This is a genomic window from Streptomyces sp. NPDC046727 (assembly GCF_040645635.1).
Lineage (GTDB): Bacteria > Actinomycetota > Actinomycetes > Streptomycetales > Streptomycetaceae > Streptomyces.
Window position 1 is genome coordinate 305,326 of sequence record NZ_JBEYYR010000003.1, and the last position, 24,720, is coordinate 330,045.

At 73.6% G+C, this 24,720-nt stretch carries 19 protein-coding genes; 4 read left to right on the plus strand and 15 right to left on the minus strand.

The genetic code is table 11. The annotated features are described in order from the left end of the window. Positions 1-63 precede the first annotated feature (63 nt). Positions 64-1,275, plus strand: a complete 1,212-nt coding sequence (gene mgt, locus ABZ937_RS05410; RefSeq protein ID WP_361685911.1) for a macrolide-inactivating glycosyltransferase — start codon at positions 64-66, stop codon at positions 1,273-1,275. A 7-nt stretch (positions 1,276-1,282) separates the two neighbouring features. On the opposite strand, the gene ABZ937_RS05415 is transcribed toward mgt, so the two are convergent. After that, entirely contained in the window at positions 1,283-2,242 is a 960-nt protein-coding gene (locus ABZ937_RS05415) for a DUF6528 family protein (RefSeq protein WP_361685913.1), read from the minus strand. A gap of 105 nt (positions 2,243-2,347) precedes the next feature. Continuing rightward, entirely contained in the window at positions 2,348-4,591 is a 2,244-nt protein-coding gene (locus tag ABZ937_RS05420; protein ID WP_361685915.1) for an MMPL family transporter, read from the minus strand. 383 nt (positions 4,592-4,974) lie between these two features. On the opposite strand from ABZ937_RS05420, the gene ABZ937_RS05425 reads away from it, so the two are divergent. From ABZ937_RS05425 to ABZ937_RS05435, 3 genes are all read left to right on the plus strand, one after another. Next, entirely contained in the window at positions 4,975-5,991 is a 1,017-nt protein-coding gene (locus ABZ937_RS05425; RefSeq protein WP_361685917.1) for a 2-dehydropantoate 2-reductase N-terminal domain-containing protein, read from the plus strand. Between the two features lie 510 nt (positions 5,992-6,501). Next, positions 6,502-8,022 carry a hypothetical protein gene (locus ABZ937_RS05430; protein WP_361685919.1) on the plus strand — a complete coding sequence of 507 codons (1,521 nt, stop codon included), beginning with the start codon at positions 6,502-6,504 and terminating at the stop codon, positions 8,020-8,022. Positions 8,023-8,070: 48 nt separating this feature from the next. Then, entirely contained in the window at positions 8,071-8,394 is a 324-nt protein-coding gene (locus ABZ937_RS05435) for a hypothetical protein (RefSeq protein WP_361685921.1), read from the plus strand. 48 nt (positions 8,395-8,442) lie between these two features. On the opposite strand, the gene ABZ937_RS05440 is transcribed toward ABZ937_RS05435, so the two are convergent. The 13 genes from ABZ937_RS05440 to ABZ937_RS05500 form a co-directional block, all read right to left on the minus strand. Further along, on the minus strand, positions 8,443-9,780 hold the full coding sequence (locus ABZ937_RS05440; RefSeq protein WP_361685923.1) for a protein kinase: 1,338 nt from the start codon (positions 9,778-9,780) through the stop codon (positions 8,443-8,445). Then, positions 9,781-10,809: a PP2C family serine/threonine-protein phosphatase gene (locus tag ABZ937_RS05445; RefSeq protein WP_361685925.1), complete on the minus strand. Its 1,029-nt coding sequence runs from the start codon at positions 10,807-10,809 to the stop codon at positions 9,781-9,783. 8 nt (positions 10,810-10,817) lie between these two features. After that, entirely contained in the window at positions 10,818-11,486 is a 669-nt protein-coding gene (locus ABZ937_RS05450; protein ID WP_361686128.1) for a tellurium resistance protein, read from the minus strand. A gap of 55 nt (positions 11,487-11,541) precedes the next feature. Further along, the gene (locus ABZ937_RS05455) at positions 11,542-11,667 is read right to left on the minus strand and encodes a hypothetical protein (protein WP_361685927.1); all 126 of its coding nucleotides are present in this window, start codon (positions 11,665-11,667) and stop codon (positions 11,542-11,544) included. Continuing rightward, entirely contained in the window at positions 11,664-13,337 is a 1,674-nt protein-coding gene (locus tag ABZ937_RS05460; protein ID WP_361685929.1) for a hypothetical protein, read from the minus strand. The genes ABZ937_RS05455 and ABZ937_RS05460 overlap by 4 nt, the downstream gene beginning before the upstream one ends. Next, on the minus strand, positions 13,334-15,886 hold the full coding sequence (locus ABZ937_RS05465) for a GTPase-associated protein 1-related protein (protein WP_361685931.1): 2,553 nt from the start codon (positions 15,884-15,886) through the stop codon (positions 13,334-13,336). The genes ABZ937_RS05460 and ABZ937_RS05465 overlap by 4 nt, the downstream gene beginning before the upstream one ends. Then, complete coding sequence (locus ABZ937_RS05470) at positions 15,883-17,124, minus strand: hypothetical protein (RefSeq protein WP_361685933.1); 1,242 nt, start codon at positions 17,122-17,124, stop codon at positions 15,883-15,885. Before ABZ937_RS05470 ends, ABZ937_RS05465 begins: the two co-directional genes overlap by 4 nt. Positions 17,125-17,127: 3 nt before the next feature. Then, positions 17,128-19,320 (minus strand): hypothetical protein, encoded by a 2,193-nt coding sequence (locus tag ABZ937_RS05475; protein WP_361685935.1) that lies wholly within the window; start codon positions 19,318-19,320, stop codon positions 17,128-17,130. 267 nt (positions 19,321-19,587) lie between these two features. Then, the gene (locus tag ABZ937_RS05480) at positions 19,588-20,340 is read right to left on the minus strand and encodes a sirohydrochlorin chelatase (protein ID WP_361685937.1); all 753 of its coding nucleotides are present in this window, start codon (positions 20,338-20,340) and stop codon (positions 19,588-19,590) included. A gap of 5 nt (positions 20,341-20,345) precedes the next feature. Continuing rightward, positions 20,346-21,236, minus strand: a complete 891-nt coding sequence (locus ABZ937_RS05485) for an ABC transporter permease (RefSeq protein WP_361685939.1) — start codon at positions 21,234-21,236, stop codon at positions 20,346-20,348. Then, on the minus strand, positions 21,223-22,002 hold the full coding sequence (locus ABZ937_RS05490) for an ABC transporter ATP-binding protein (protein ID WP_361685941.1): 780 nt from the start codon (positions 22,000-22,002) through the stop codon (positions 21,223-21,225). Before ABZ937_RS05490 ends, ABZ937_RS05485 begins: the two co-directional genes overlap by 14 nt. Positions 22,003-22,037: 35 nt before the next feature. Further along, positions 22,038-23,150, minus strand: a complete 1,113-nt coding sequence (locus tag ABZ937_RS05495) for an aliphatic sulfonate ABC transporter substrate-binding protein (protein WP_361685943.1) — start codon at positions 23,148-23,150, stop codon at positions 22,038-22,040. A gap of 235 nt (positions 23,151-23,385) precedes the next feature. Then, entirely contained in the window at positions 23,386-24,720 is a 1,335-nt protein-coding gene (locus tag ABZ937_RS05500) for a GTP-binding protein (RefSeq protein ID WP_361685945.1), read from the minus strand.

Genomic DNA, 24,720 nt, shown 5'->3' on the forward strand with positions numbered 1-24,720 from the left:
TCGGGGCGTACGGCACGGGAAATCGATTAGACGAGACGTATCGTCTTGTTTAGTCTCGTGCTCATGACCGCGCACAAGACCGCACCCGCCCATATCGCCATGTTCTCGATCGCCGCGCACGGCCATGTGAACCCCAGCCTGGAGGTGATCCGGGAACTCGTCGCCCGGGGCCACCGGGTCACGTACGCCATTCCGCCGGTCTTCGCCGAGAAGGTGGCCGCCACCGGGGCCCGGCCCGTGCCCTACACCTCCACCCTGCCCGGCCCCGACGCCGACCCGGAGGCCTGGGGGACCACCCTGCTGGACAACGTGGAGCCGTTCCTGGCCGACGCGATCCAGGCACTCCCGCAGCTGATAGAGGCCTACGCGGGCGACACCCCCGACCTCGTCCTGCACGACATCGCCTCCTACCCGGCCCGCGTCCTCGCCCGCCGCTGGGGCGTCCCGGCGATCTCCCTCTCCCCGAACCTCGTCGCCTGGGAGGGCTACGAGGAGGAGGTGGCCGAGCCGATGTGGAAGGAGCCGCGGCAGACCGAGCGCGGCCAGGCCTACTACGCCCGGTTCGAGGCGTGGCTGGCGGAGAACGGGATCACCGAGCACCCGGACTCCTTCGCCGGCCGCCCGCCGCGCTCCCTGGTGCTTATCCCGAAGGCGCTCCAGCCGCACGCCGACCGGGTGGACGAACGCGTCCACACCTTCGTCGGAGCCTGCCAGGGCGACCGCGCCGACCAGGGCGACTGGCAGCGGCCCGCCGGGGCCGAGAAGGTCGTCCTGGTGTCGCTCGGCTCGGCCTTCACCAGGCAGCCCGCGTTCTACCGGGAGTGCGTGCGCGCCTTCGCCGACCTGCCCGGCTGGCACCTCGTCCTCCAGGTCGGCCGGCATGTGACCCGCGCCGAGCTGGGCGACGTACCGGCCGGCGTCGAAGTGCGCGACTGGGTGCCGCAGCTGGCGATCCTGCGCCAGGCCGACCTGTTCGTCACGCACGCGGGCGCCGGCGGCAGCCAGGAGGGGCTGGCCACCGCCACGCCGATGATCGCCGTACCGCAGGCCGTCGACCAGTTCGGCAACGCCGACATGCTCCAGGGGCTCGGTGTCGCCCGGCACCTGCCCGCCGAGGAGGCCACCGCCGAGCGCCTCCGCGAGGCCGCCCTCGCCCTGGTGGACGACCCGGAGGTCACGCGCCGGCTCAAGGAGGTCCGGGCCGAGATGGCCCAGGAGGGCGGCACCCGCCGGGCGGCCGACCTCATCGAGGCCGAACTGCCCGACAGGGCCTAGGCGGCCGTCAGAGGTAGGCGGTGGTGTCGAGCCGGGCCTTGTAGATCACCGCCCCCTCCCGGGCCCGGGGCACCCCGCTCACGTTGAAGTGGACGTACTTCGTCCCGAAGTCGTTGCCGCCCGGCACCGCGCCCGTCCACATCTGCTCGCCGGAGGAGTGGCGCACATACGACTTGACCAGCTTGCGGGTGTGCAGGGTGGTCGGCGTCATCGTCGACTTGTCGACCGCGTAGACGCCGTTGGTGTCGGTGACCAGGAGGCGGCCGGGCTGCTGGTAGTCCGGCTGCAGGTCGTGCGGGTGGTGGAAGCCGGTGAGCCGGCGATCGGTGTCCTCCACCAGCTTGGCCGAGTTCGCGGTCGTCACGATCCGGTACGCCTTCAGCACCGAGCCGCCCGCCGCCCACATCCGCTCCAGCTGCGGGTCCCACAGCAGGCCGTGCGCCTGGTCGAAGGGGATCGGCGAGCCCGCGCGGACCAGCGAGCCGCTGTGGCTGCCGGTGGGCCGGAAGACGTGCAGGCTGCCGCCCTTGGCCTCACCGCCGCCCGGCCCCTTGCTGCGCCCGGCGACCACGACGACACCGGTGCCGCGGGCCCGCTCGATGGAGTGCGGGTAGTTGGGGATGTCCGCGGACCACAGCAGCTTCTTGTCCCGGCGCCGGTAGATGCTCGCCGTCCCGCTGCTCGGGGTGCCGGTCACGGCCAGCAGGATCTGTCCGTCGCCGTTCGTGTCACGGAAGCGGTGCTCCATCGGATGGCCCGAACCCACCGGGTTCAGCTGCCACTTGATGTGGGCGTCGGTGAACGGCTTGTTGCGGTCGAAGAGAAAGACCTTCCCGGAGTTCACGTCCCCGATGAGCACGTCGAACGCCGGAGGCGCCGCCGCCCCAGCCGCGTGCGCGGGCGCCGCGGTCAGCAGCCCGGCCGCGGGCACCGCCAGGGCGCCCTTCAGCAGATTCCGCCGGTCCATGTGGTTCCTCCCCCGTGCTCGGTGTACGTGTCCGGACAACCAGAGGACGGCACAGGGCCCGTTGGTTCCCCCGGGAACCAACGGGCCCTGCGTCAACGGGCGGAATCAGACAGTCAGCCGCTCGCCCCGGTCCGGCACCGGCGGCGCGGCCGGTTCCGGCGCCTCGTCGTGCGTGAGGTCCGGCAGCCGGTGCAGCCACTTCGGCAGGTACCAGTTGCGCTCGCCGAGCAGCGCCATCACCGCCGGCAGCAGCACCCCGCGGATGATCGTGGCGTCGATCAGGACCGCCGCGGCCAGGCCCACGCCCATCTGCTTCATGGACTGCATGGACAGCGTGCCGAAGATGGCGAACACGGCGACCATGATGACCGCGGCGCTGGTGACCACCCCGGCCGTGGTGACCACGCCGTGCCGGATCGCGTCCTTCGTCGTACGGCCCCGCATCCGGGCCTCGCGGATCCGGGAGACCACGAAGACGTGGTAGTCCATCGACAGCCCGAACAGGATCACGAAGAGGAACAGCGGCAGCCAGGTGACGATCGCACCGACGCCCTCCGCGCCCACCAGCGAGGCGCCCCAGCCGTGCTGGAAGACGGCGACGAGGATGCCGTAGGCGGCGGCCACCGACAGCAGGTTGAGCACGATCGACGTGATCGCGACGGTCAGCGAGCGGAACGACAGCAGCATCAGCAGGAAGGCGAAGACGACCACGAACGCGAAGACCGGCAGGACCGAGCCCATCAGCTGGTCGTTGAAGTCATGGTTGCCGGCGACCTGCCCGGTGACCGGCGCCTGTACGCCGTCGGCCTTGCCGAGCGTGGCCGGCCGGACCTCGTCGCGCAGCTTCTGCAGGCTCTTCGTCGCCTCGTCCAGGTCGGAGCCGCCGACCAGCGGCACGGAGACCAGCGCCACGTTCTGCGCGTCGTACAGCTTGATGTCGACCGGGCCGCGCGAGGCGCCCGAGGCGACCGCCTGCTTCTTGAAGTCGGCCAGTGCCCGGCGCACTTCGGGGGAGTTGATGTCCTTGGCCTTGACGACGACCTGAGCCGGCTCGCTGCCGCCCGGGAAGGCGTCGTTGATCCGGTTGTACGTCTGCACGATGGGCAGCGAGTCGCCGAACTCCTGGTCCAGGGTGAGCTGCTGGGTCTTCATGCCGAGCGCGGGCGCGGCGATCGCCAGCAGCGCGCCCGCCGCGACGACGACCGAGATCAGCGGCTTGGCCAGCACGCCCCGCAGCACAGCGGTCCAGAACCGGCTTCCCGAGTCCGCGCCCTGCCTGCGCCGCCGGCGGCCCAGGAACGGGAGGCGGCCCTTCTCGACGCGCTCGCCGAGCAGCGACAGCAGCGCGGGCAGCACGGTCACCGAGCCGACCATGGCGACCGCCACCACCATCAGCGAGGCCAGGCCCATCGCCTCGAACTCGGCGAGCCCGGTGAACAGCATGCCCGCCATCGCCACGCACACCGTGACACCGGAGACGATGATCGCCCGGCCGCTGGTCGCGGCGGCGATCCGGAGGGCGGTGCCCGCGTCCCGGCCGGCCGCCCGCTCCTCGCGCTCGCGGCGCAGGTAGAACAGGCAGTAGTCGACGCCGACGGCCATACCGACCAGCAGCATCACGGAGCTGGCGGTGTCGCTCATCGGCTGGAGGTGGCTGACCAGGCCCATCAGGCCCATCGTCGCCATGATCGCGGTGATCGCCAGGGCCACCGGCAGCAGCGCGGCCACCAGCGCGCCGAACGCGATCAGCAGGATGCCGAGCGCCACCGGCACCGCCGAGTACTCGGCCTGCTGGAAGTCGTCCCCGAAGGCGTCCTTGTACTGCTTCTGCATGCTGGCGCCGCCGATCTCCTCGATCCGCAGCGAGTCGTGCTTCTTCTGCACCCCGGCGACGGCGTCCAGCACCGGCTCGATCCGGTCGGCGGCCGTCTCCGCGTCACCGCGCAGATCGAACTGGACCAGCGCGCTGCGGCCGTCGCGGGAGATGGTGTGCGTGTCGTACGGCGAGGTCACACCGGTGACCTTCCCGGTGCCTTCGACGGCCTCGACGACATCGGCGACGGCCGCGCGGAACTCGCCGCCGGTGGCCTTGACCGCGCTGCCCTTGGCCTGGATCAGGACGGTCTCCGAGGCCGGCTCCTTGATCCCGGCGTCGTCGATGATCTTCGCGGCGGTGTGTGTCTCGCCCTTCAGCTGGTCGCCCTGGTCCACGTCGGCCCGGCCCGCCGCCGAGCCGAGCCCCATCGCCAGGACGACGAACAGCACCCATATGCCGACGGCCGCCCAGCGGTGCCGGGCGCTCCAGCCGCCGGCACGGGCGGCCAGCCCCCGCACCTTTGTGTTCCCCATGACGGGTCTTCCCCCTCGTGTGCGGTGACGGCCCCCAGCCGCCACGTCTTCACTTGCTCGGGTTCGACAGTAGGGGCCGGATAAAGACATCTCGTCGTACTGCCCGGTGAAGTGTGCGAAGTTCGGATCATCGCTGGGGAGGACTGTGGCCCCTTACATCTATGGCCGGTTCTCGGGGGTGCCTCTCGGGGTTGCGAAACCTTGTCGAACAAGTCACAGGTGCGTGTAGAGGTTGCCCGGGCCCCCGGTGATCGGCCAGAGTTTCGCGCAGCCCGCCCCGCGCGCGGGCGCGGCCGTCGTGCCCGCCCCCACGGGGCACGACGGCCGCACGTCAGGGCACCGGGGATGCGGCGCGTTCCGACGTGTGTGCGAGGCTCTCGGCCATGCGCTACATCATCATCGGAGCCGGGGCGGTCGGCGGCGCCGTCGGCGGCCGGCTCGCCCAGGCCGGGCGCGACGTCGTCCTGGTCGCCCGCGGCCGGCACCTGGCCGCCCTCCGCGAGCACGGGCTGCGCCTGCGGGTCCCCCAGGGGGAGTTGACGTACCGGCTGCCCGCCGTCGACGGGCCGGAGCCGCTCGGCGCACTGCGCGCCGACGACGTCCTCGTCCTCGCCGTGAAGACCCAGGACACCGTGGCCGCCCTGGAGACCTGGGCCGGCATACCCGTGGAGGGCGGCGGCACGGCGGCCGAACAGCTGCCGCTCGTCTGCCTGCAGAACGGCGTGGAGAGCGGCCGTCTCGCGCTGCGCCGCTTCCGGCAGGTGTACGGCGTCTGCGTCTGGCTGCCGTCCACCTTCGTGGAACCCGGCGTCGTCTCCGCCGCCGGCACCCCGCTCACCGGCGTCCTGCACCTCGGCCGCGCCCCGCACGGCACCGACGACACCGCCCGCCGGATCGCCGCCGACCTCGCGGACGCGCACTTCGAGGCGCCCGTCGTGCCCGACGTGGCCCGCTGGCAGTACGCCAAGCTGCTCGGGAACCTCGGCAACGCCCTCGAAGCGGTCAGCGGACCCCTGGCGAGCGACGAGGCCCAGGCCCTGTTCGCGCGCGTACGGGCCGAGGGGGAGGCCGTGCTCGACGCCGCCGGGATCCCGTACGCGAGCACGGCCGAGCAGCAGGCGGCCCGCGGCGACAAGGTCACCCTGGTCCCGCTGGACGGGGCCCCGCGCGGCGGCGGTTCCTCCTGGCAGTCCCTCGTCCGCGGCACCGGCACGATAGAGGCGGACTACCTCAACGGCGAGATCGTCCTGCTCGGCCGGCTGCACGGCGTACCGACCCCGCTCAACGCACTGCTGCAGCGCCTCGCGAACCGGTTCGCGCGGGAGGGCAGGGCAGCCGGCTCACTGCCGCTCGCCGAACTGGACCGGCTGGCCGACGAGGCGGTACGGAACGGCGGTTGATCCTCCGGCCGGTACGGCGTCGGTGATCACCGGCGGCCAGTGCGCAGGGGTACGACGGGTAGCGCACGGGGGGACGACGAGGGCACGGGGCGGCCGGCTTCACGGCGGGTACCGGGCAGCGGCCGGCCGCACGGTTCGAGGCGGACCGGGCCGCACCTCGCGGCCGTCGCCCACCTCACCGACTGGCTGCCCTCACGTTCGGCGCGGGCGCCCGGCTCGACGTCGTGGCCGAGCCGGAACGCCCGCGCGGCACCGGGATCGGTACGGCCCGGAGATTGGCCGATAAGCGACCCTCGGTGGGCAGTTGGCGCGTCCAGCTGTGACACCGGGGCCGCGGCGGACGCAGAACGAGACGCCACCGCGGTCCGACGTCACAGGGGAACGCCGGACCGCGGCGGCCGATACCACACGCCGGCCCCCCGGATGGCCAGGCTCACCGAACCGCGCGACAGACGCGCCGGGTTGTCCCTAGGGTGAAGCGCGCGGACGGCATGAGGGGGACGGATGAGCATGACGGGCAGACCATTGCCGTCGTTGCCGCAGTACCGCAAGGACGGAGTGACCCGGCGCCTGAGCGCCTCCGCGCACCTCGACGACGACTTCGCCCTCTACGTCGACCGGATGCTCACCGGCGACCGGCTGAACGCCCTCGGGCTGAGCCTCGGCATCAACTTCGTCGCCCTCGCTCGCCACGCGCGCGTGGCCACCCGCCGCCGCGCCGGTCTCGACCGCCGGCTCGCCTGCCTCCAGGCGGCCTTACCCATCGCCCTTCTCGTCGGGCTCTGGGGCCTGGTCAACGGACACCGGTCACTCGGATGGGTGGCGATTTTCGGCCCTCTCGGCGTATGCGCGAGCGCCTGGGCCCTGGTCCGCCACCACGAGGCCAAGAGCCGTGACACGGCACGGGAGGTGTTCCTCGCCGGGGCGAAGCCCGAACAGACGGCACCCCCCGTGGAACCCGCGGCCGAGGCCGCGCTGCACGAGCTGAAGCGCGCCAACGTCCTGCCCTACGCCGACGAGGCCGCCTACACCAAGCCGTTCGTCGGCAGCGGCGAGAAGATCAAGGAGGTCGTCTGGCAGCCCATCGACATCAGCAGGCCCGCTGACGCCCCGGGCGGCGGAAAACTCCCGCTGCGCCCGTTCGACGTCATCGACCTGCACACGTACGTGGCCCGCCACATGGAGGGCATCTCCGGCCTGCAGGGACTGCGGGCCAGGAACCGGCTCTACGTCCTCGGCAGCAACGCCCACCTCATCGCCGAGCTGGTCCCCGACCGCACCCGGCGGCCCGGCGCCCAGATACCCAGCCAGTTGGTGCAGGCCGGCCTGCGGACACCGGGCGCCGGCATGCGCACCCACCTGTGCCTGGAGCGCATCGGCGAGGGCGGCCGGCTCGTCGTCTCCATGTACCTGCGGGCCATACTCCAGCCGCCCAGCCTCACCTGGGAGGTGGCCGCCTACGCGATACCGCCGCTGGACGGCCGCTTCTACCGCGTCGACCGGCTGCCGGTGGCCCCCTTCGAACGCTGGTGGGACCTCGTCCGGTACGCCACCCGGCGCACCGGCCCCGAACTGCGCGGAGCCCTCGGCCGCATACTCCGGCGCCGCCGCTGGGAACGCGACCACGCACGGGCGCTGGCCAAGACCCGCCGGGCGATCACCAAACAGCACGTCCGGCACGACTACGGCGCCACCGGCAGCCTGCGCGAGGACCTCGGCGCGTGGGACGAGGCCGGCTACGCCGACCGCATCGACGCGCAGGACTTCCTGTTCCGGCTCCAGCAGGGCGTGCTGACCGCGACAGAACGGTTTCTGCGGGACCACAACATCGACACCAGCTCCTTCGACAAGGCCGTCCAGGTCATCAACACACAGACGTACAACATCGGTAACGTCAGCGGTCCCAGCAACTTCGGCGCCCACGGGACGGTCCTCCTGGGCGGGCAGCAGGGCCCCGGACCCCACGGCGGTCCGGGAGCCCAGGGCGCGCCCGGACCCGCGGGATCCGGCCAGCCCGCGCCGAAGCCATGAGACCCCAGTCATTTGACGGCTCGTCATGCTCGCGAGCAAGGACAGGACATGAGTACTTACAACTTCGGAAACGTCAACGGCCCGGCCAACTTCGGTGACCACGGCCAGATCCAGATCAACCAGTCCACCCCGGACCTGGCGACCCTGATGCAGGTCGCCGACCGGCTCGCCGAGGCGCTGCACGCCGAGTACCCGGGACTCGTGCGCAGCGGGGAGATCATCCAGGGCGAACTGGCACTGTCCGCCGAGGACGGTCTGCCGCCCAACCGGGGCAAGATCCGCTCCGCGCTGGAGACGATCGCCATCGGAGCGTCGGCCGGCACCGCCAGCCTCACCTTCACCCAGCAACTCCTGCACGCCATGGGCCTGTAGGCAGCCAGGGCGAGTGGCCGGGGCCCCGCCACCGCGGGGCCCCGTGGGCTACCGCGCCCGCACCACCGCCCGTACGCCGCCGCCCAGGTCCAGGTCGAGACCCGAGCGCAGCGGCACCGTCTGACCGGGCTCGACCTGCTGCACGGTGCCGTCCGTGCGGGTACCCGCCCAGGTCTGCCGCGAGCGGTTGGCCAGCCCGAACCGCCCCGGTTTCTTGGGGTGTTCGACCAGCTCCGCCACGAGCGCCGCATCCGAACAGTCGTGCCGCGCCGGCTCCGGCAGCAGATGGTGGTCCTGCACCCGGGCCCCGCGGCGCAGCCGGATGTGGTGCTCGGTGCGGGGCGGGGGAGTGGTCACCGTCAGCCTCGGCGGCAGCACCAGCCGGTCCCCGCACCCCCAGCAGTCCCGGGGCGGCGGGTTCTCGCCCGGCTCGGTCATGTTCTGCCGCCCGCACGAGGCGCACTCGACCACCGCGTCCAGCACCGCCCGCAGCGCGTCGCGCCACTCCGACTCCCGTACCCGGGCCGCCGGATCGCGCAGCCCGATCGTGAACGAGCGCCGGAACAGGTCCCGCAGCTTCTCCGCCGCCGCGTCCCAGGTGGCCAGCACCGTCGCGTGCTCCATCGGGTCGGGCTCGTTGGCGTCGTCCGCCGGGTCGAACACGAACAGCGGGCTCTTGCCGTACAACTTGCGCTCAGCAGCCTCGTCCAGGCAATGAATTCCCAACTCCCGCCTGCCCTTGAGCGGATGATGGTTCATCAGCAGCATGAACAGCAGTACGGCGAGCGAGTGGAGGTCGGACTGGGTGCCCGGGCGCGCACCCGGATCCCCGCGCACCAGCTCCGGCGCCATGAACTCCATGGTCCCCGAGATGCCGCTGGCGTCGCCCTCCACCACCGCGTTGTCGTTGTCGCAGACCAGGACGTCACCGGTGTCCGGGTCGAAGAAGATGTTGCCCCAGGAGATGTCCCGGTAGGCGATGCCCCGCGAGTGCAGCGCCTGGTACGCCTCCACCGTGTACAGGCAGGCCGTCAGCAGCGCGCGCGGGCTGGTGCGCAACTGCCGCCGGAACAGCGCCGGAAGACCCTTGTAGCGGTCCGGGCGCAGCCCCATCAGATAGCCGAACGAGCCGCGGTGCGCCGGCACGAAGGCCTCCGGCCACAGGAACCGGTCGTCCGCGAAGTCCCGGGTCACCAGCTCCCGTACGATCGCCTCCTGCTCGGCGGTCGCGCAGGTCGGGTAGTACCACTTCAGGGCCCGTTCCCCGTCCGGCGTCCGCACCCGGTACACCTCGCCCTGGCCGCCCGCGCCGAGGAAGTCGAGGATCTCGACATCGTCACCGTTCTCCGCCGCGAGGCGCACCCCGCCATCGAGCATGCCGCTCATCTACGTCTCCGTGTTCCTCTCCATGTCCACACCGTTCCCGACCGGACCGGGGGGTGGTGTCCGTGCGCCCACCGACGCGGAATCGCCTGCCGGTGCCGCAGCGCTCGCCGGGACCGAAGCCTCTCCCGGATCCACCAATGCCTCTCCTGGACCCACCGGAGCCTCCCCCGGATCTCCCGGATCCGGATCCACCGGGTCCCCCGCACCCTCCCCCACCCGTACCGCCGCCGTCAGCGTCGTGTCGTCGCCCGAGTAGTGGGAGGCCTGGGTGAGCCAGGTGGGCAAGGAGTCGCGGACGTTCGTGGTGCCCTCCTCGGTGAGGCGGGCGGACAGGCCCGTGACGAATTCGGGGTAGCCGTCGGCTGACGCGAAGCTCTTCGAGAGGCCGTCCGTGGAGAGCACGACCAGCCGTGGCGCCCGCGCCTCCTCGAACACCGGCGCCCAGTGCATCCGCATCGACCGCCACGCCTCCCGCCCGCACAGCGACTCGGTCTCGTCGCCCAGGTCCTCCACGGCGGGCGCCAGCGGCCGGATCAGCGTGCCGTCGTGCTCGACCACCGCGAGGTCCCCGTCGCCGAGCTGCCAGGCCACGAACAGCCACGGCGTGAGCACCGCGCCGATCAGCGTGGTGCCGTAGAGGACCAGCTTCTCCTCGGGCCCCGGCTCCCGGGCGGCCTCCTCCACCACCGGGCGGTTCCGGTCCCAGTGGCCGAGGGCCGCCTGCCGCCACTCGTGCACCAGGGCACGCGGGAAGTCGTCCCGGGCGTACGTCATCAGCCGCGCCAGCCGCCCCGGCTCATGGCAGTCGTGCGCCACCCGGCCGAAGTGGGCGGCCAGGGACACGAACCGGTCCACGGCGAACCGCGCGCCCAGCTCGCTGCGCGCGTGCACCGCCGAGCCGTGCCCGTCGGCCACGGCCAGGACCAGGGGATCCGCCGCGGAGCCGGTGCCCCGGCATTCGTGCCAGTCCTGGTTGCGCCGCTTGTTGACCCCCTGGACGGTGCCGGCCAGCGTCTCCCACCGTCGCACCCCGAGCGTCACCACACGTCGTCGTCATCGTCGTCGTCCAGCACCGGCGGCGCGTACGGCTGTTTCGCCATGTTCGGCCCGGAGCCCTCGCCGGCGACCGGCTGGGACGCCGCCTTCACCGCCGCCGTCGACGCCCAGCGGATGGCCGCCGCCAGCTGCTTGGGGCTGTTGGCGTCCAGCGGCTGCAGCTCCGGGTTGCCGAGGAACTCCTGGAGCACCCCGCGGTCCGCGTCCGTGCCGATCGCGATGGCCACCCGGACCGCCTTGCGGCCCCAGGGGGTGGCGTCCACGGCCTTCAGGCCCGCCTTCCAGTCGTCGGTGGGCACGCCGTCGGAGACCAGCGCCAGCACCGGCTTCAGCGCGCGCTGCGGCATCGGCGGGGTCTGCAGCTCCCGCGCGACCAGGTGCAGCGCCTCACCGAGGTTGGTCATGCCGTCGACCTGGACGTCCTGCCAGGTGAAGTCGTCCACGGGGACGGGGGTCTGGTGGTGCCACTGCGCGGTGGTGGAGAAGGTGACCGTGCGCAACAGGAGTTGGGCCGCGGGGTTGTCGTGGGCCACCGACCGCATCTCCGGAACGGCTTCTCTGATCGCGTAGTTGAGCTTGGCGATCTTCTCGCCCTGCATCGAGTACGAGCAGTCGAGCAGCCAGATGAAGTGGACCGGCCGGTTGGCCATCGGCCCGCCGGGAATGTCACTCACGCCGCAATTCCTTTCGTGTCCAAGCGGTTTGTCAGGGGTGGGGCAGGAGCAGCCAGGCCCCGAAGGGCAGGGCTGCCGCCGCCAGGAGCAGGGCGGTGACGAACAGTCCCGCCATCGCCCGCCGGGCCCGGCCGACGGGCGGAGTCACATGGTTCATGCCGGGCTGTACCCGCCTTCCCCGCCGTCGTCCGTCCGCCGCCGGGGCCACGGCACCCGGCCCGCCCCGCCACCGGCCCGCCCGGTCAGCGGACCGGTGCGCAGCCCGGTGGCCGCGAGCAGCCACAGCACCGGCTCGGCGGCCCGCCGCTGCTCGCTCTCCAACGGCCCGGTGCCGGTGGCCGCGTGGGCGCTGACGGCCCAGTAGCGGGCCGTGCGGAAGTCGTGGCCGAGGGCCCGCACCAGGGCGCCCAAGCCGATGTCGCCGAGCCAGTCGTCGATCCGGGCGCCCGGCTTCGGCAGCGAGGTCAGCTGGTCCAGCGCGTCCCGCTTGGTGATGACCGCCGCCACCGGCAGCCGCCGCCGGCGTCCGGTCAGCGCGGCCAGTTCGCCGGTCAGCCGCTCGTACGTGGTCCGCGGGCCCTGCGCCGAGGGCCGGGCCCGCTCCGCCCGCTCGGCGTCGGCCGGGCCGAGCCGGGCGCGCACCGTGGGATCGGCGAGCACGTCGGCGACCAGGACGACCCCGTCCGCGTGCGCCAGGTACCGCTGGGCCCGGACCCGTTCGGCCTCGCTGACCGACTCGCCCATCGGGTCGTACAGGTACAGCAGCCGCCGTCTGCGGCCCCGGGACACGGTGAGCATCAGGGCGCGGGGCGGCCCGCCGGTGGTGGCGTGCGCCCACCCGGACCGGTGCAGCTGCCGGCTGACCCCGGTGTGGGAGCGCTGGTCGGCCGCCGACGCGTACTCGATGCGCAGTTCGCCCTCCCGGGCCCAGGAGTGCAGCCCCTCCACCATGGCCGCCATCAGCATCGTCTTGCCGGAGGAGGTGCCGCCGACCAGCGGCGTGTGCACCACCCGGGTGGTGGCCACCGCCTCCGGCAGGATCTGCTCGCACGCCGGGCACAGCGCGGACAGCCTGCCCCGCCCGGTGAGCCGGGTGGCCGGCAGCCGGCGCCCGCAGCCGCACACGTGCCACAGGGCGCCGTACCGTCCCGGCCGCAGCTCGGCATGGCGGGCCGGGCAGTCGGGGCAGGGGTGCAGGGCCAGCGGCACCGGCGCGTAGCAGCCGGGGTGGGGGCAGGTGACGCGCAGGCCGCGCAGCAGCGCCCAGCCCCGCTCCACCCCGCGTAGCAGCGGCACGCTCGCCGCCCAGCCGAGCCACACCACACCCAGCAGCAGCGCCAGGACCAGCAGGGCCCAGCCGAGCAGCACGGTGGCGAGCACCGCGCCGACCAGCGCGCCCGCCGCCGTACCGGGGGCGATCAGGGCGACCAGCAGAAACCGGCCGAGCGGCACCCGCACCCAGCGGCCCCGGGGGCGCCGGCCGCGGAACAGGTTCCGTACGATCCGGTCCAGCCAGGGATCGCGGAACGCCCGCCAGAGCATCCGCATGCCGTCCCGGCTCGCGGACGCCGCGTCCGCCCACGACTGCCGCCACCAGTAGGCCAGCTGGGCGGGCTCCCCTCCGGCGACGCCGGGCAGGCGCGGGTCCAGCCGGCCCGACTCCCACGGCCCGAGCCCCCGCCACACCGCGTGCACACCCCGCCCGAGGAACTCCCAGAGCGTCCGGAAAAGGCACACCGCGACGGCGACCAGGCCCGCCCACGCGAACAGCGCCAGCAGCACCCGCACCGCGATGTGCAGGTACGGGTCGCCGCTCGCGGCGTTCACCGGCCACCTCCGTCGGCGGGTGGCCGGACGTCCCCGGGCCAGGGCGCCCGCCCGTCCTCGCGCCGGCCGCGCCCGGTCAGCCGGCCGGCCAGCCGGCCCAGGGCACCGGGCCGGTTCCACGCGCGGTACGCGTCCAGCCGGCCCCGGCCGGTACGCCGCAGGGCCTCCTCGACGGCGGCCCGGTCCTCGGCGGGCAGCGCCCGCACCACCGGCCGCAGCACCTTGGCCAGCAGCGCCGTGCGCGTCGCCTCCCAGCCGGGGTCGGTGTCCTGATAGGCGCTCCAGTCACAGAAACGGGCGGCCACGTACGACGGCGCGGTACGCAGCCGCTCGGCCACCGTGGCGCCGCGCGCCGCCCGCTCGTAGGCCGCCAGCAGTGCCGTGTCACCGGAGCGGGCGAGCGCGTACAGCTCGCTCTCCGGTACCGGCACGGTCAGCAGCCGCCGGGCGACGGCGTCGTACACCCGCCGGGTCACCTGCTCCGACACCGGCTCGACGGCGCCGTCCCGCAGCGTCCGCACGCGTTCCACCCAGTTCTCGCCCTCGCCGTCGGTGCCGAGCAGCGCCGTGAACTCCAGCAGGAGCAGCGGCGCCCGGTGCGCCGGGGCCAGCTCCGCGGTGAAGCAGCGCAGCAGGTCGGCGGCGAGCGACGGGACGGCGGCGTCCTCGGCCGGGGCGGCGAGCGCGGCGGCCACCAGCAGGTCCCGGGTGCCGGCCAGCCGGTGCGCGTCCGAGCCCAGCTCGTTCAGCAGCAGGCTCGCCTCCTCGCCGGTGGGCGGTTCGTCGGGCCACACCAGACGGAACGCCGTGTGCAGCACGGCCGGTTCGGCGTGCGGCGAGACCCCGGCGGTGTGCAGCACCGCACGCAACCGGGCACGCCGGTCACCGCCGGACCGGCCGGCCGCCGCGCCGAGCACGCACATCCGCAGGTGCGGGAAGCCCGGGTCCAGCTGCACCGGCAGCCCCGACCCGGCGAGCCGCCCCGCGACGGCGGCCGGATGAGCCGCCGCGAGCGCGTCCAGCGCCCCGAACAGGGCCGCGCGCAGGGCGGGGTGCCCGTGGACGGCGTCGAGCAGCGCGCCGCCCGCGAGGCCGTCGCCCGCCTCGCCCGTGAGGCCGTCGCCCGCCTCGCCCGTGAGGCCGTCGCCCGTCCCGCCCGCCTCGCTCGGCTCCCGCTCGCTCACCAGCTCCCGGGCGGTCCGGCCCGCGAACTCCGGCAGCAGGTCCGTGCAGTCGACGTCGAGGAGGTCGGCGATGTGCAGCAGCGCCAGGGGCCGGCCGGTGGCGGGCCCGGTCGCGTCGGCGATGCCGTGCCGCAGGGCCGGTGCGAGGTCCCGGGCCAGCGCGGCCCGCACCTCGGGGGTCAGCGACCCCGCGGCCGGCGCGGGGACCGGGCCCCGCCCGCTCACCGCCATGGTCAGCACCCGCGCGGCGAGCGGCGCCGACACGACCGTGGGCACCTGCCCGTCCAGCCGGGCCGACAGGGCGGCCAGCGCGGCCGGTTCGTCGTCCGCGGCACCGTCGCCGACCTCGTCCTCGGCCCCCTGCGCCAGCGCCCCGAGCAAGGCCGTCAGGGCCGGCTCCGGCAGGTCGAAGGCGTGCTCCGTGGCCCAGCGGGCCGCCGCCGCGCGGGCGGCCGGGCGCAGGGCGATGCCCTCGGCGAGCGCGGTCGCGGCGAGGGGACCGACCACGTCGGCGGTGTCCCGGGCGGCGCGGGCGGTGTCCCGGAACAGCTCCGGCCGCCCGGCCGCCCAGACCCGCGCGCACACATCGGCCCAGACGTCCGTCACGGGCTCCGCGGCGGACCGCCCGGTGTGGTCGTGCACCCGGAACCGGTGGTCGTGCCCGACCGGCTCCGACGAGGGCAGCGCCCCGACGATCTGCTGGCGGGCCTGCTGCGGCCGCCGGGTGTACGTCGTGAAGGTCAGCCGGTGGGCCTGCTCGCGCGGCAGGACCGTGCAGGCCAGCGCGATCCACTGGGCCACGTCCGCGCTGTCCCGCTCCACGAGCACGATCTGCCGGACGTCGCTGCCCTCGGCGAGCGTGCGCAGGTCGGCGAAGAACGCGGCGAGCCGGTCGGCCCGGGACCGGGCGAACGCCACGAGCCCGTCCCGGCGCACCAGCTCGGACGGCTCGAACCGGTCGATCGGCCACGGCCGGCCGTCCGGGGGCGTCGCGTCCGCCCAGCGCGGCGACTCCCACGCGGTGATCGGCAGCGCCCCGTCCGGCAGCCGGGTCCCGGGCGGCAGATGCACGGCGTGGGCGTGGAAGTTGCCCCAGCGCCCGCTGTAGTCGGCGCCGGTGTACACCGACCGGCTCAACAGGCGCCCGCCGTCGGACAGTTCGGTACAGGCGAAGGCCCTCGGGAAGGACTTCAGCTGCTCGGCGTCCGGCCGGTCCGGCAGATCGCGCGGCGGCTCGTACCCGATGAGCTGCTCCGCCTCCCGCAGCAGCGTGGTCGGTACGCCGGGGCTGACCGCGGTGAAGCGGAAGCCGGACCCGTCCGGGCCGGGCGGCGCCGAGGTGTAGTGCAGCTGGGCGAGGCTCACCGGACCCGCTCCTTTCCGGCCGTGCGCACGGGCAGCAGCCCGCGCAGGGACAGCAGCCACAGCAGCGGGTCCTCCACCCGCACCGGCTGCGGCCCCGACTTCGGTACGTCCGCCGGCGCGTTCGCGGGCGGTGGCGCGCCCAGCGCCGACAGCCCGAACAGCGACAACTGGGCGAAATCGTGCTCCAGTTGGCGCAGCAGCGCGCCGGAGTCCCAGTCCGTCAGCAGGGTGCGCAGTTCCTCGTGGACGGCGAGCCGGTCCTCGGCGTCGTAGGCGCCGCCCGGGTGCGGGGCGTTGCGCAGCAGCGGGGAGTGCGGGTCGAGCAGCGGTCTGAGCATGTCCGTCTTGGTGACGGCGACCGCGATCGGCGTACTCACCCGGCCGCCCGCCCTGCCCTTGCCGTGGGTGCGCAGCTGGGTCGCGAGGTCGGCGGCGATCTGCCGGGGCGAGGTCTCCAGCACGGGCAGCGGCGGACCCTCGTGCACCGGCAACCGGTCCCGGACGGAGCCGAGTTGCAGCGGGTCGACCAGCAGGATGATGCCGTCGGCGGCGCTCAGGTAGCGGGTGTAGCGGTCCATGGCCTCGGCGTCCGCGAGGTCCTCGCCGGCCGCGTCGAAGAAGACCAGCGTGGTGTGCCGGGTGCCGGAGCCGCCCAGCAGTCCCCGCCTGGGCAGGCTGAGCCGGTACAGCAGCGGGTCGTTGAAGCCCAGCGCGGCCGGCCGGGTGGCGGCGGGCAGCCGCAGCCGCTCGTACAGGTCCTCGGTCATCTCCCTGTCCCGGGCCTGGGTGTGCTGCCCCATCGCCGCCAGCGACGCGTGATAGGCCTGCCCCACCCTGTGGTCCAACTCGTTGCGCAGCACGGCCACATAGGTGCTCTTGCCGGACGCCTTGGCGCCGACCAGGGCGATGATCCGGCTGTCCTGGTCGCAGTAGTCGCTGGGCAGATCGCTGTGGCAGGACCCGCACACCCGCACCGGCGTCGGCACCCCGCACGCGGGGCAGGGCACGCTGCTGCCGGCGTTGCCGAGCCCGCCGAGCCGGCGCGCCGGCGCGAACACCGGCCCGCGCATCCGAGCCGCCGGCGGCACGCCGGGCCCCACGAAGGAGGCCCACCTGTCGTCGGACTCGGGCCCGCAGGGCGCTCCGCCGCGCACCCCGCTCGGGGTCATCAGGCAGCGGTACGGCAGTCTGGCCGCCGACGCGCGGGCGAAGCAGTAGGGGCAGATCACGGTCGTCATGGCTCAGCGCACCACCAGGCTGGCGAGAGAGGGTTCTTCGAGGCGGACCGAGGCCGCGTGCTCCCCGAGCAGGAAGCCGCGCAGGGTGTAGGGGGCGGGGCAGGGGGCGGTGGGCAGCTCCCGTTCGAGGCTGCCGTGCCGGGCCAGTTCGGGCCCGGGGATCCTGAGGACGGCCGTGCCGTCGGTGGCGTTGCGGGGGCGGAGGGTGCCGCCGCGGGCGACGCACACGAACTCCGGGACGTGAGCGAAGTCGCCGGGCGCGGTCAGCGTGACCCGCAGCAGGGTCCGTCCCCGGCCGAGCAGCCGCCGTGGCGCCCGGACCAGTTGATAGGAGACGGCCGCGTCCGGCGGCACCAGCACCTCGGCCGCTTCGGGGACCACGACCACCGCGCCGGGCACGCGGGGCGCCGACGCGGCCCGCACCCGCACGGCGCCCGGGCCGACGGGCAACTGAAGCCCGCCGCGCCGGTAAGCGTGCGCGGTGACCGTGCGCTCCCCGCCGCCGCCGGATCCCACCGGCGTCCAGCCGACCACGAGGTGCGGGACGTCCTCGGGCCAGTCCAGGACGATCCGCGCCTGCCCGTCCGGGAGCCGGTGTGCGGTCAGCCCGGCCACGGGCCGTACGGCCTCCACGCCGACCGCGGGCCCCGCGAGCGCCCGGGCGCCGCGCACGGCGACCGCACCGACCTCGGTGTACGTGCCGGGCGGCGGGCACAGGGCATCGGCCGGCCCGGGCCAGTCCAGCGGGGGCGGCAGCGCGTCGGTGCGCAGCTCGGCGCCCGGCTCCGGCGCCCCGTCGGGCCAGGCCACCAGCCGGACCTCGGCGTCCTGGGCCCCGGTCCAACCGAAATGTACGGCGCCGCCCACGGGCCGGGCGGTCAGCGTGCGCACGGGCTCCGGCCAGGGGTGCACGGTGGCGGTGATCCGGAGGCCGGGGGAGGGGACCGTACGGCCGCCGGCGGTGCGGTAGTGGCACACGATGCGGAAGGCGTGGCCGCCGGCGGGCAGTCCGGTGGCGGTGAACCCCTCGGCGTGCGCGGGGAGTTGTGCGGTGCGGCCGTCGGGGCCGGTGTGCTCGACCGTGACGTCGGCGGCGCCGGCCGGGCGCCGCCAGGTGCCCTCGATCCGCTCCGGCCCGTCCGTGAGCACCGGGCGCTCCACCTCGGGGGCGACGAGCAGCCGCCGGGACACCAATGGCGGTCCGTCCACCCGCCCGTCGCGCAGGGGCAGGGCCGCGTACCGGACCGTGACACCCGGCTCGGCCCCCGTGTCCCGTGCCGTGCCCGCGGTGGCGTTGGCCGAGTCGGGGACGCCGCGTACGGCGGGCTTGCCCCGCCCGTCCCGGTACAGCCGCAGCAGCCGCCACTCACCGGGCGGCTCCCGGCTGTCCTTCCAGGTCAACTCGACGTGCTCAGCGCGGAGTTCGGCCCCCAGTGAGGGGTGGCGGCCGTGTACGCGGACCAGTCCGCCGAGGGCGCGCCGGTCGTCGGCGGCGGCGTGCAGCGCCCACAGGTACCCGGCGCTCGCCGCCTCCCGGTCACCCCGCTCCTCGGCCCGCCGCCCGGCCCGCAGGGCGTCCTCGGCGGCGCGCAGCCGCTCGGCGGTCTCGGCCCGCACGGCCGCCAGCGCCGGGTCGGTACCGCCCGCGGGGAGCCGGTCGAGCAGGGCGCGCAGCCGGTGCAGCCGCCGCTGCTCCCGGGCGTCGGCCAGGGACTCGGCGGCGTCCCGCTGCCGCCGGTCGAGCGCGGGCCGCACCCGGGCCGCCGCCAGCAGCCCCGCCGCCTCGTCGCGATGAACGCCCAACTGGCCTATGTACGAGGCCAGTTGACTTGTCGGCTGGTCCTGGAGGAGATTGATCAGCTGGTAGAGGACGACCCGGCGCGGTGCCTGCGGGTCGGCGCGGTGCAGCGCGGCCAGCCGCTCGGCGAGCGGGGCGACGGCGGGTCCCGAGGACCGGGCCAGTCCCTCCAGCAGCGGCGCGTCCACCCGGCGCCGGCCACGCGGCCCCGCGGGCACGTACAGCCCGTCCAGCACCTGTAACCCACCGCCGGCGGCCAGCACCTCGCCGAGATGGCGTAAGCCCGCCGCGTGCTGGGCGGCGGCGAGGGTGCCGTATCCGGGCACGAGCGGACTGAGCGGCAGACCCGACAGGGCCCTGGGCAGCCCCAGGTGATGCCCGAACTCCCGACCGGCCACGCGAACCGCTCTCCCCCGATAGTGCTCAGGGGACCATCCCAGCAGATCCGGAGGTGGCCAGGAAGGGTTTTAGAGGAAGCCGAGCAGGTAGGAGCCTGAGCGGCAGTACGGTGCCGTGACAGCCGACGGCGCGACAACCCACCCAGGGGCGCGGGGCGGTATCGATATGCGGCTCCGCCGCGTGGGCGCGACCAGCCACCACGAACCCGCAGTCCGCAATGAGCAGCCAGCCCCACGGTGCGGCCGGAACCACTGCCAGGACCAGCGTCACGCGTAGAGCGCCGCCAGCGCCGGCCGCCGCGCCCCGTCGTACCGCTCCAGCAGCACCCGTGCCACCTCCGGTGCCGCGCCCAGCACGTCGGCCAGCACATCCGCCCCGGCCGCGCCGCGCGCGATACGGTCCGGCAGGAAGCCGGGGGCCAGGACGTACGGTGCCACGGCCACCCGCTCGCAGCCGAGGTCCCGCAGTTCGCGCACGGCGTCCTCGGTGCGGGAGAACCCGGCGGGAGAACCAGCGGAGGCGAACGCAGGCCGCACGGCGCACCAACCGGTGTGCCACCACTCCCGCGCGATGTCGGCGATCACTGCGATCGCCTCCGGGTCGGAGGACCCCGCCGAGGCCAGCACGACCCCGGTCGAGGACTTGTCGGCGGGGGACAGACCCGCCTCGTACAGGCGCCGTTCCAGCGCCGACAGCAGCAGCGGGGACGGGCCGAGCACGTCCGCCTGCCGGATCCGCAGCCGCGCCGGCGCGTCCCGCAGCACGGCCGGGATGTCGGCCTTCGCGTGGAAGGCGCGCGTCAGCAGCAGCGGCAGGGCGACGACGTCCCGCACGCCCTCCGCCGCCAGCGACTCCAGCACCCCGTTCACCGACGGGACGTTGAAGTCCAGGAACCCGGTCTCCACCCGCAGCCCCGGCCGCAGCGACCGTACCCGCTCCACCAGGGCGTGCACGGTCGCGGCGTGCCGCGGGTCGCGGCTGCCGTGGGCGATGACGAGGAGAACGGGCTCGTGGCGCATGGGCTTCAGCTCTTCACCAGCAGGCCGCGGCTGCGCAGGACCCACCGCTCCAGCGGGCTGAAGATCAGCAGGTCGATGGCGATGCCGACGAACAGGATCAGGAAGATCGCCTCGAACACCATGGACATGGAGCTGGCGTTGCGGCCGTTCTCCAGCAGCGCGCCCAGGCCGATGCCCAGGTCGGGGGAGGAGGCGATGATCTCCGCCGCCATCAGCGAGCGCCAGGAGAAGGCCCAGCCCTGCTTCAGGCCGGCGAGATAGCCCGGCAGCGCGGCCGGCAGGACGATGTGCCAGGCGCCCTTCACACCGGTCGCGCCCATCGTGCGGCCCGCCCGCAGGAACAGCGGCGGCACCTGGTCGATGCCGGATACCAGGCCGTTGGCGATGGACGGCACCGCGCCGAGCAGGATCACCGCGTACATCATCGAGTTGTTCAGGCCCAGCCAGATCACCGCCGGCGGCACCCACGCGACCGACGGCAGCGACTGCAGACCGGACAGCACCGGGCCGATGGCCGCCCGCACGAACTTCACCCGGGCCACCAGCAGACCCAGCGGGGTGCCGATGGCCAGCGCGAACAGGAAGCCCAGCAGACCGCGCGAGACGCTGGTCCAGATGTAGCCGAGCAGCTTGCCTTCCAGCCAGGCGTCCTTGAACTCGTTGCCCACGTCGGCGGGGGAGGGCAGCTTGGTCGGATCGTCGACGATCTTGAACGAGATCAGCGCCTGCCACACCACCAGCACCACCGCGGTGGCGACGATCGGCGGCAGGATCTTGCCGTTGAAGGTCTGCCGGATCGGCGTCCGGCCGACGACGCCGACCTCCAGCGCGTCCAGGCCGGCCTCGACGCCCGCCGCGTCCCGCAGGACTGCCTTCGTCGTGTCAGTGCTGGCCATGGCGGCGGATCTCCCCACGCAGTACTTCGGTGATCTCAAGGGACAGTTCGGCGACCGGCGCGTCCTCGATGCGCCGCGGCTGCGGAATGTCCACCCGCCACTCGCGGGCCACCCGGCCGGGCCGGGACGACAGCAGCACCACCCGCTGGGCGAGCCGCACCGCCTCGCGCACGTTGTGCGTGACGAAGAGGACCGACAGGCCCGTCTCCTGCCAGATCCGGGTCAGCTCGTCGTGCAGCAGGTCCCGGGTGATCGCGTCGAGCGCCGCGAACGGCTCGTCCATCAGCAGCAGCTGGCTGTCCTGCGCGAGCGCGCGGGCCATGGCCACACGCTGGCGCATACCGCCGGACAGCTCGTGCACCCGCTTGCCGTACGAGCCCTGCAGCCGGACGAGTTCGAGCAGCGCCTCGGCCCGCTCCCGCCGCTCGCTCTTCGGCACGTCCCTGAGCTTCAGGGCGAGTTCGATGTTCTTGCCCGCGGTCAGCCACGGGAACAGGGCGTGCTCCTGGAACATCAGAGCGGGGCGCCCGTTGGTCGCGATGCTGCCGGCGGAGGGCCGGTCCAGCCCCGCCACCAGGTTCAGCAGGGTCGACTTGCCGCAGCCCGAGGCCCCCAGGAGGGTGACGAACTCGCCCGGAGCGACATCGAGGCTGATGTCGTCCAGGACGAGCTGCTGTCCGCCCGGTACGGCGAAGGACTTCGAGACGTGCTCGATGCGCGCCGCGTGCTCGACCGACTCGTCGGCCTTGGCGAAGGTCGTGGACATGGTCGTCACCTCCTGGGAACTCGTCGGCTACGGGGTTACTTCGCGCCGAGACCGGCGTCGCTGACGGAGCTGCCGCCCTCGGCGGTGAGCACCTTGTTCAGGAGGGTGAGGTCATAGATGCCGTCCAGCTTCGGGTTCTCCAGCAGACCGGCCTTGACGGCGTGCTGTGCCTCGGTGCTGAGGGTCGCGGCCAGCGGGTCGTCGGTGATCTGGATCGACTTCCACGCCGGGTCCAGGACCTTCGCCGGCAGCTCCTTGCCGGAGTCGAGGCCCAGCCGCTTGTTCGCGACGGCCTTCGCCTCGTCCGGGTTGGCCTTGATCCACTTGTTGGTCTCGACCGACGCCTTCAGGACCGCCTCGACGGCCTTCGGGTGCTCCTTGAGGAACTTCTGCGACACGATGATGTTCGTGATCACGAACTTCTTGTCGGGCCACAGCGACGCCTCGTCCAGCAGCACCTTGCCGCCCTCGGCGACCAGCTTGGACGCGGTCGGCTCCGGCACCCAGGCGCCGTCGATCGAGCCGGACTTGTAGGCGTCCGGGGTGACCTTGTTGTCCGTGCGCACGACGGACACGTCACCCTTGCCGCTCTCGGCGTCGACCTTCCAGCCCTGCTCGGCCACCCAGTTGAGGAACGCCACGTCCTGCGTGTTGCCCAGCTGCGGGGTCGCGATCTTCTTGCCCTTGACGTCCTTCAGGGACTTGATCTTCGCCGGGTTGACGACCAGCTTCACACCGCCGGAGGCCGAACCGCCGATGATCTTCAGGCTCTTGCCGTTCGACTTGGTGTAGCCGTTGATCGCCGGGGACGGGCCGATCCAGCCGATGTCGATGGAACCCGAGTTCAGCGCCTCGATCTCGGACGGACCGGCGTTGAAGATCTGGTACTTGGCCTCGGTGGCGCCCAGCTCCTTCTGGAAGAAGCCCTTCTGGTTGCCGACCAGGGCGGTCGCGTGGGTCAGGTTGCCGAAGTAGCCGATCTTGACGGTGTCGAGCCCGTCGATCTTCTTGGCTCCGGCGGCGACCTTGGTGGTGGTGTTGTCGTCCTTGGAGTCGGACCCGTAGCCGCAGGCTGCGAGGGTCAGCAGGGGGAGTGCGGCGATCGCGGCTATGCCGCGGCGGAGAAGCGTTGAGCGGTTGGCAGGCACGGGAGGGGTTCCTCTCGTTGGCCCGGCGGTCACGGTCTCTCAGGTCGTGGCCGGGAGTTCGGCAAAGGGTCTTCGTCGCAACCGGGACGTCGGGTGGGGGGACGGGGCGCGCAAGCGGTGCGCGTACGTCAGCGCACACATCGCGCCACTCCGCCCTGCCCGCTGCCGAGGGCGCCGCTGCCGATGCGGCCGCCCTCCTTGGCGAACGTCGAGTAGACATCGGTGGGGTTCATGTTCAGAAGTCCCAGCCGTCATCGGGCACCGGGTCCTTGACCGGCTCGGGGGACGCGAAGGACTCGCCGACCATGCCCGCGGTGAGCGTGGTGCCGTCGGCCGGGTCGATCAGGATGAAGGAGCCGGTGCGGCGCGAGTCGGCGTAGGAGTCGACCGGCAGCGGCTCGGCGGTACGGATCTTCACCCGGCCGATGTCGTTGGCGACGAGCTGCCCCGGGTGCGGGTGCAGGGACAGGTCGTCGAGCGTGAGCCGGGACGGGATGTCCTTCACGATCGCCTTGACCGTGCGCGTGCCGTGCTTGAGCAGCACCCGGTGGCCGACGGTGAGCGGGGCGTCGGCGACATGGCAGACGGTCGCCTCCACGTCCTGCGTGGTGGCCGGGGCGTCCTTCGTGGGCACGATCAGGTCGCCGCGCGAGACGTCGATGTCGTCCGCGAGCAGGACCGTCACCGACTGCGTCGTCCAGGCCACGTCGACCGGCGTGCCGAGCAGGTCGATGCCGGAGATCGTCGTGGTACGGCCGGACGGCAGGACGGTGACCGGCTCGCCCACCCGGAACGTACCGGCGGCGATCTGGCCCGCGTAGCCCCGGTAGTCGGGGTGCTCGGCGGTCTGCGGCCGGATCACGTACTGCACGGGCAGCCGCGCGTGGCAGTGCGCCAGGTCATGGCTGACCGGCACGGTCTCCAGGTGCTCCAGCACGGTCGGACCGCCGTACCAGTCCATGTTCGCGGACGGCTCCACCACGTTGTCGCCGGCCAGCGCCGAGATCGGGATCGCGGTGACCTCGGGGACGCCCAGCTCGGTGGCGTACGCCGTGAACTCCTGGGCGATGGAGGCGAAGACCTGCTCCTCGTACCCGACGAGGTCCATCTTGTTCACGGCCAGCACGACGTGCGGGACGCGCAGCAGCGCGGCGATGGCCGCGTGCCGGCGGGTCTGCTCGACCACGCCGTTGCGGGCGTCGACCAGGATCACGGTCAGTTCGGCCGTGGAGGCACCCGTGACCATGTTCCGGGTGTACTGCACATGGCCGGGGGTGTCGGCGAGGATGAACCGGCGCCGCGGGGTCGCGAAGTAGCGGTACGCGACGTCGATGGTGATGCCCTGCTCCCGCTCGGCGCGCAGGCCGTCCGTGAGGAGAGCGAGGTCCGGGCCGTCCTGGCCACGGCTCGCGGAGGCGCGCTCGACGGCCTCCAGCTGGTCGGCGAGGACCGACTTGGAGTCGTGCAGCAGCCGTCCGACCAGCGTGGACTTGCCGTCGTCGACGGAGCCGGCGGTGGCGAATCGCAGCAGCGTGGTGGCCGAGAGTGCCTCGGTCGTGGTCGTGCTCAT

Excerpts from the sequence above, each read along its gene's own strand:
- mgt (WP_361685911.1), top strand. The coding sequence starts at position 64 with ATGACCGCGCACAAGACCGCACCCGCCCATATCGCCATGTTCTCGATC.
- ABZ937_RS05415 (WP_361685913.1), bottom strand. The coding sequence starts at position 2,242 with ATGGACCGGCGGAATCTGCTGAAGGGCGCCCTGGCGGTGCCCGCGGCC.
- ABZ937_RS05420 (WP_361685915.1), bottom strand. The coding sequence starts at position 4,591 with ATGGGGAACACAAAGGTGCGGGGGCTGGCCGCCCGTGCCGGCGGCTGG.
- ABZ937_RS05425 (WP_361685917.1), top strand. The coding sequence starts at position 4,975 with ATGCGCTACATCATCATCGGAGCCGGGGCGGTCGGCGGCGCCGTCGGC.
- ABZ937_RS05430 (WP_361685919.1), top strand. The coding sequence starts at position 6,502 with ATGACGGGCAGACCATTGCCGTCGTTGCCGCAGTACCGCAAGGACGGA.
- ABZ937_RS05435 (WP_361685921.1), top strand. The coding sequence starts at position 8,071 with ATGAGTACTTACAACTTCGGAAACGTCAACGGCCCGGCCAACTTCGGT.
- ABZ937_RS05440 (WP_361685923.1), bottom strand. The coding sequence starts at position 9,780 with ATGAGCGGCATGCTCGATGGCGGGGTGCGCCTCGCGGCGGAGAACGGT.
- ABZ937_RS05450 (WP_361686128.1), bottom strand. The coding sequence starts at position 11,486 with ATGGCCAACCGGCCGGTCCACTTCATCTGGCTGCTCGACTGCTCGTAC.
- ABZ937_RS05455 (WP_361685927.1), bottom strand. The coding sequence starts at position 11,667 with ATGAACCATGTGACTCCGCCCGTCGGCCGGGCCCGGCGGGCGATGGCG.
- ABZ937_RS05470 (WP_361685933.1), bottom strand. The coding sequence starts at position 17,124 with ATGACGACCGTGATCTGCCCCTACTGCTTCGCCCGCGCGTCGGCGGCC.
- ABZ937_RS05480 (WP_361685937.1), bottom strand. The coding sequence starts at position 20,340 with ATGCGCCACGAGCCCGTTCTCCTCGTCATCGCCCACGGCAGCCGCGAC.
- ABZ937_RS05485 (WP_361685939.1), bottom strand. The coding sequence starts at position 21,236 with ATGGCCAGCACTGACACGACGAAGGCAGTCCTGCGGGACGCGGCGGGC.
- ABZ937_RS05490 (WP_361685941.1), bottom strand. The coding sequence starts at position 22,002 with ATGTCCACGACCTTCGCCAAGGCCGACGAGTCGGTCGAGCACGCGGCG.
- ABZ937_RS05500 (WP_361685945.1), bottom strand. The coding sequence starts at position 24,720 with ATGAGCACGACCACGACCGAGGCACTCTCGGCCACCACGCTGCTGCGA.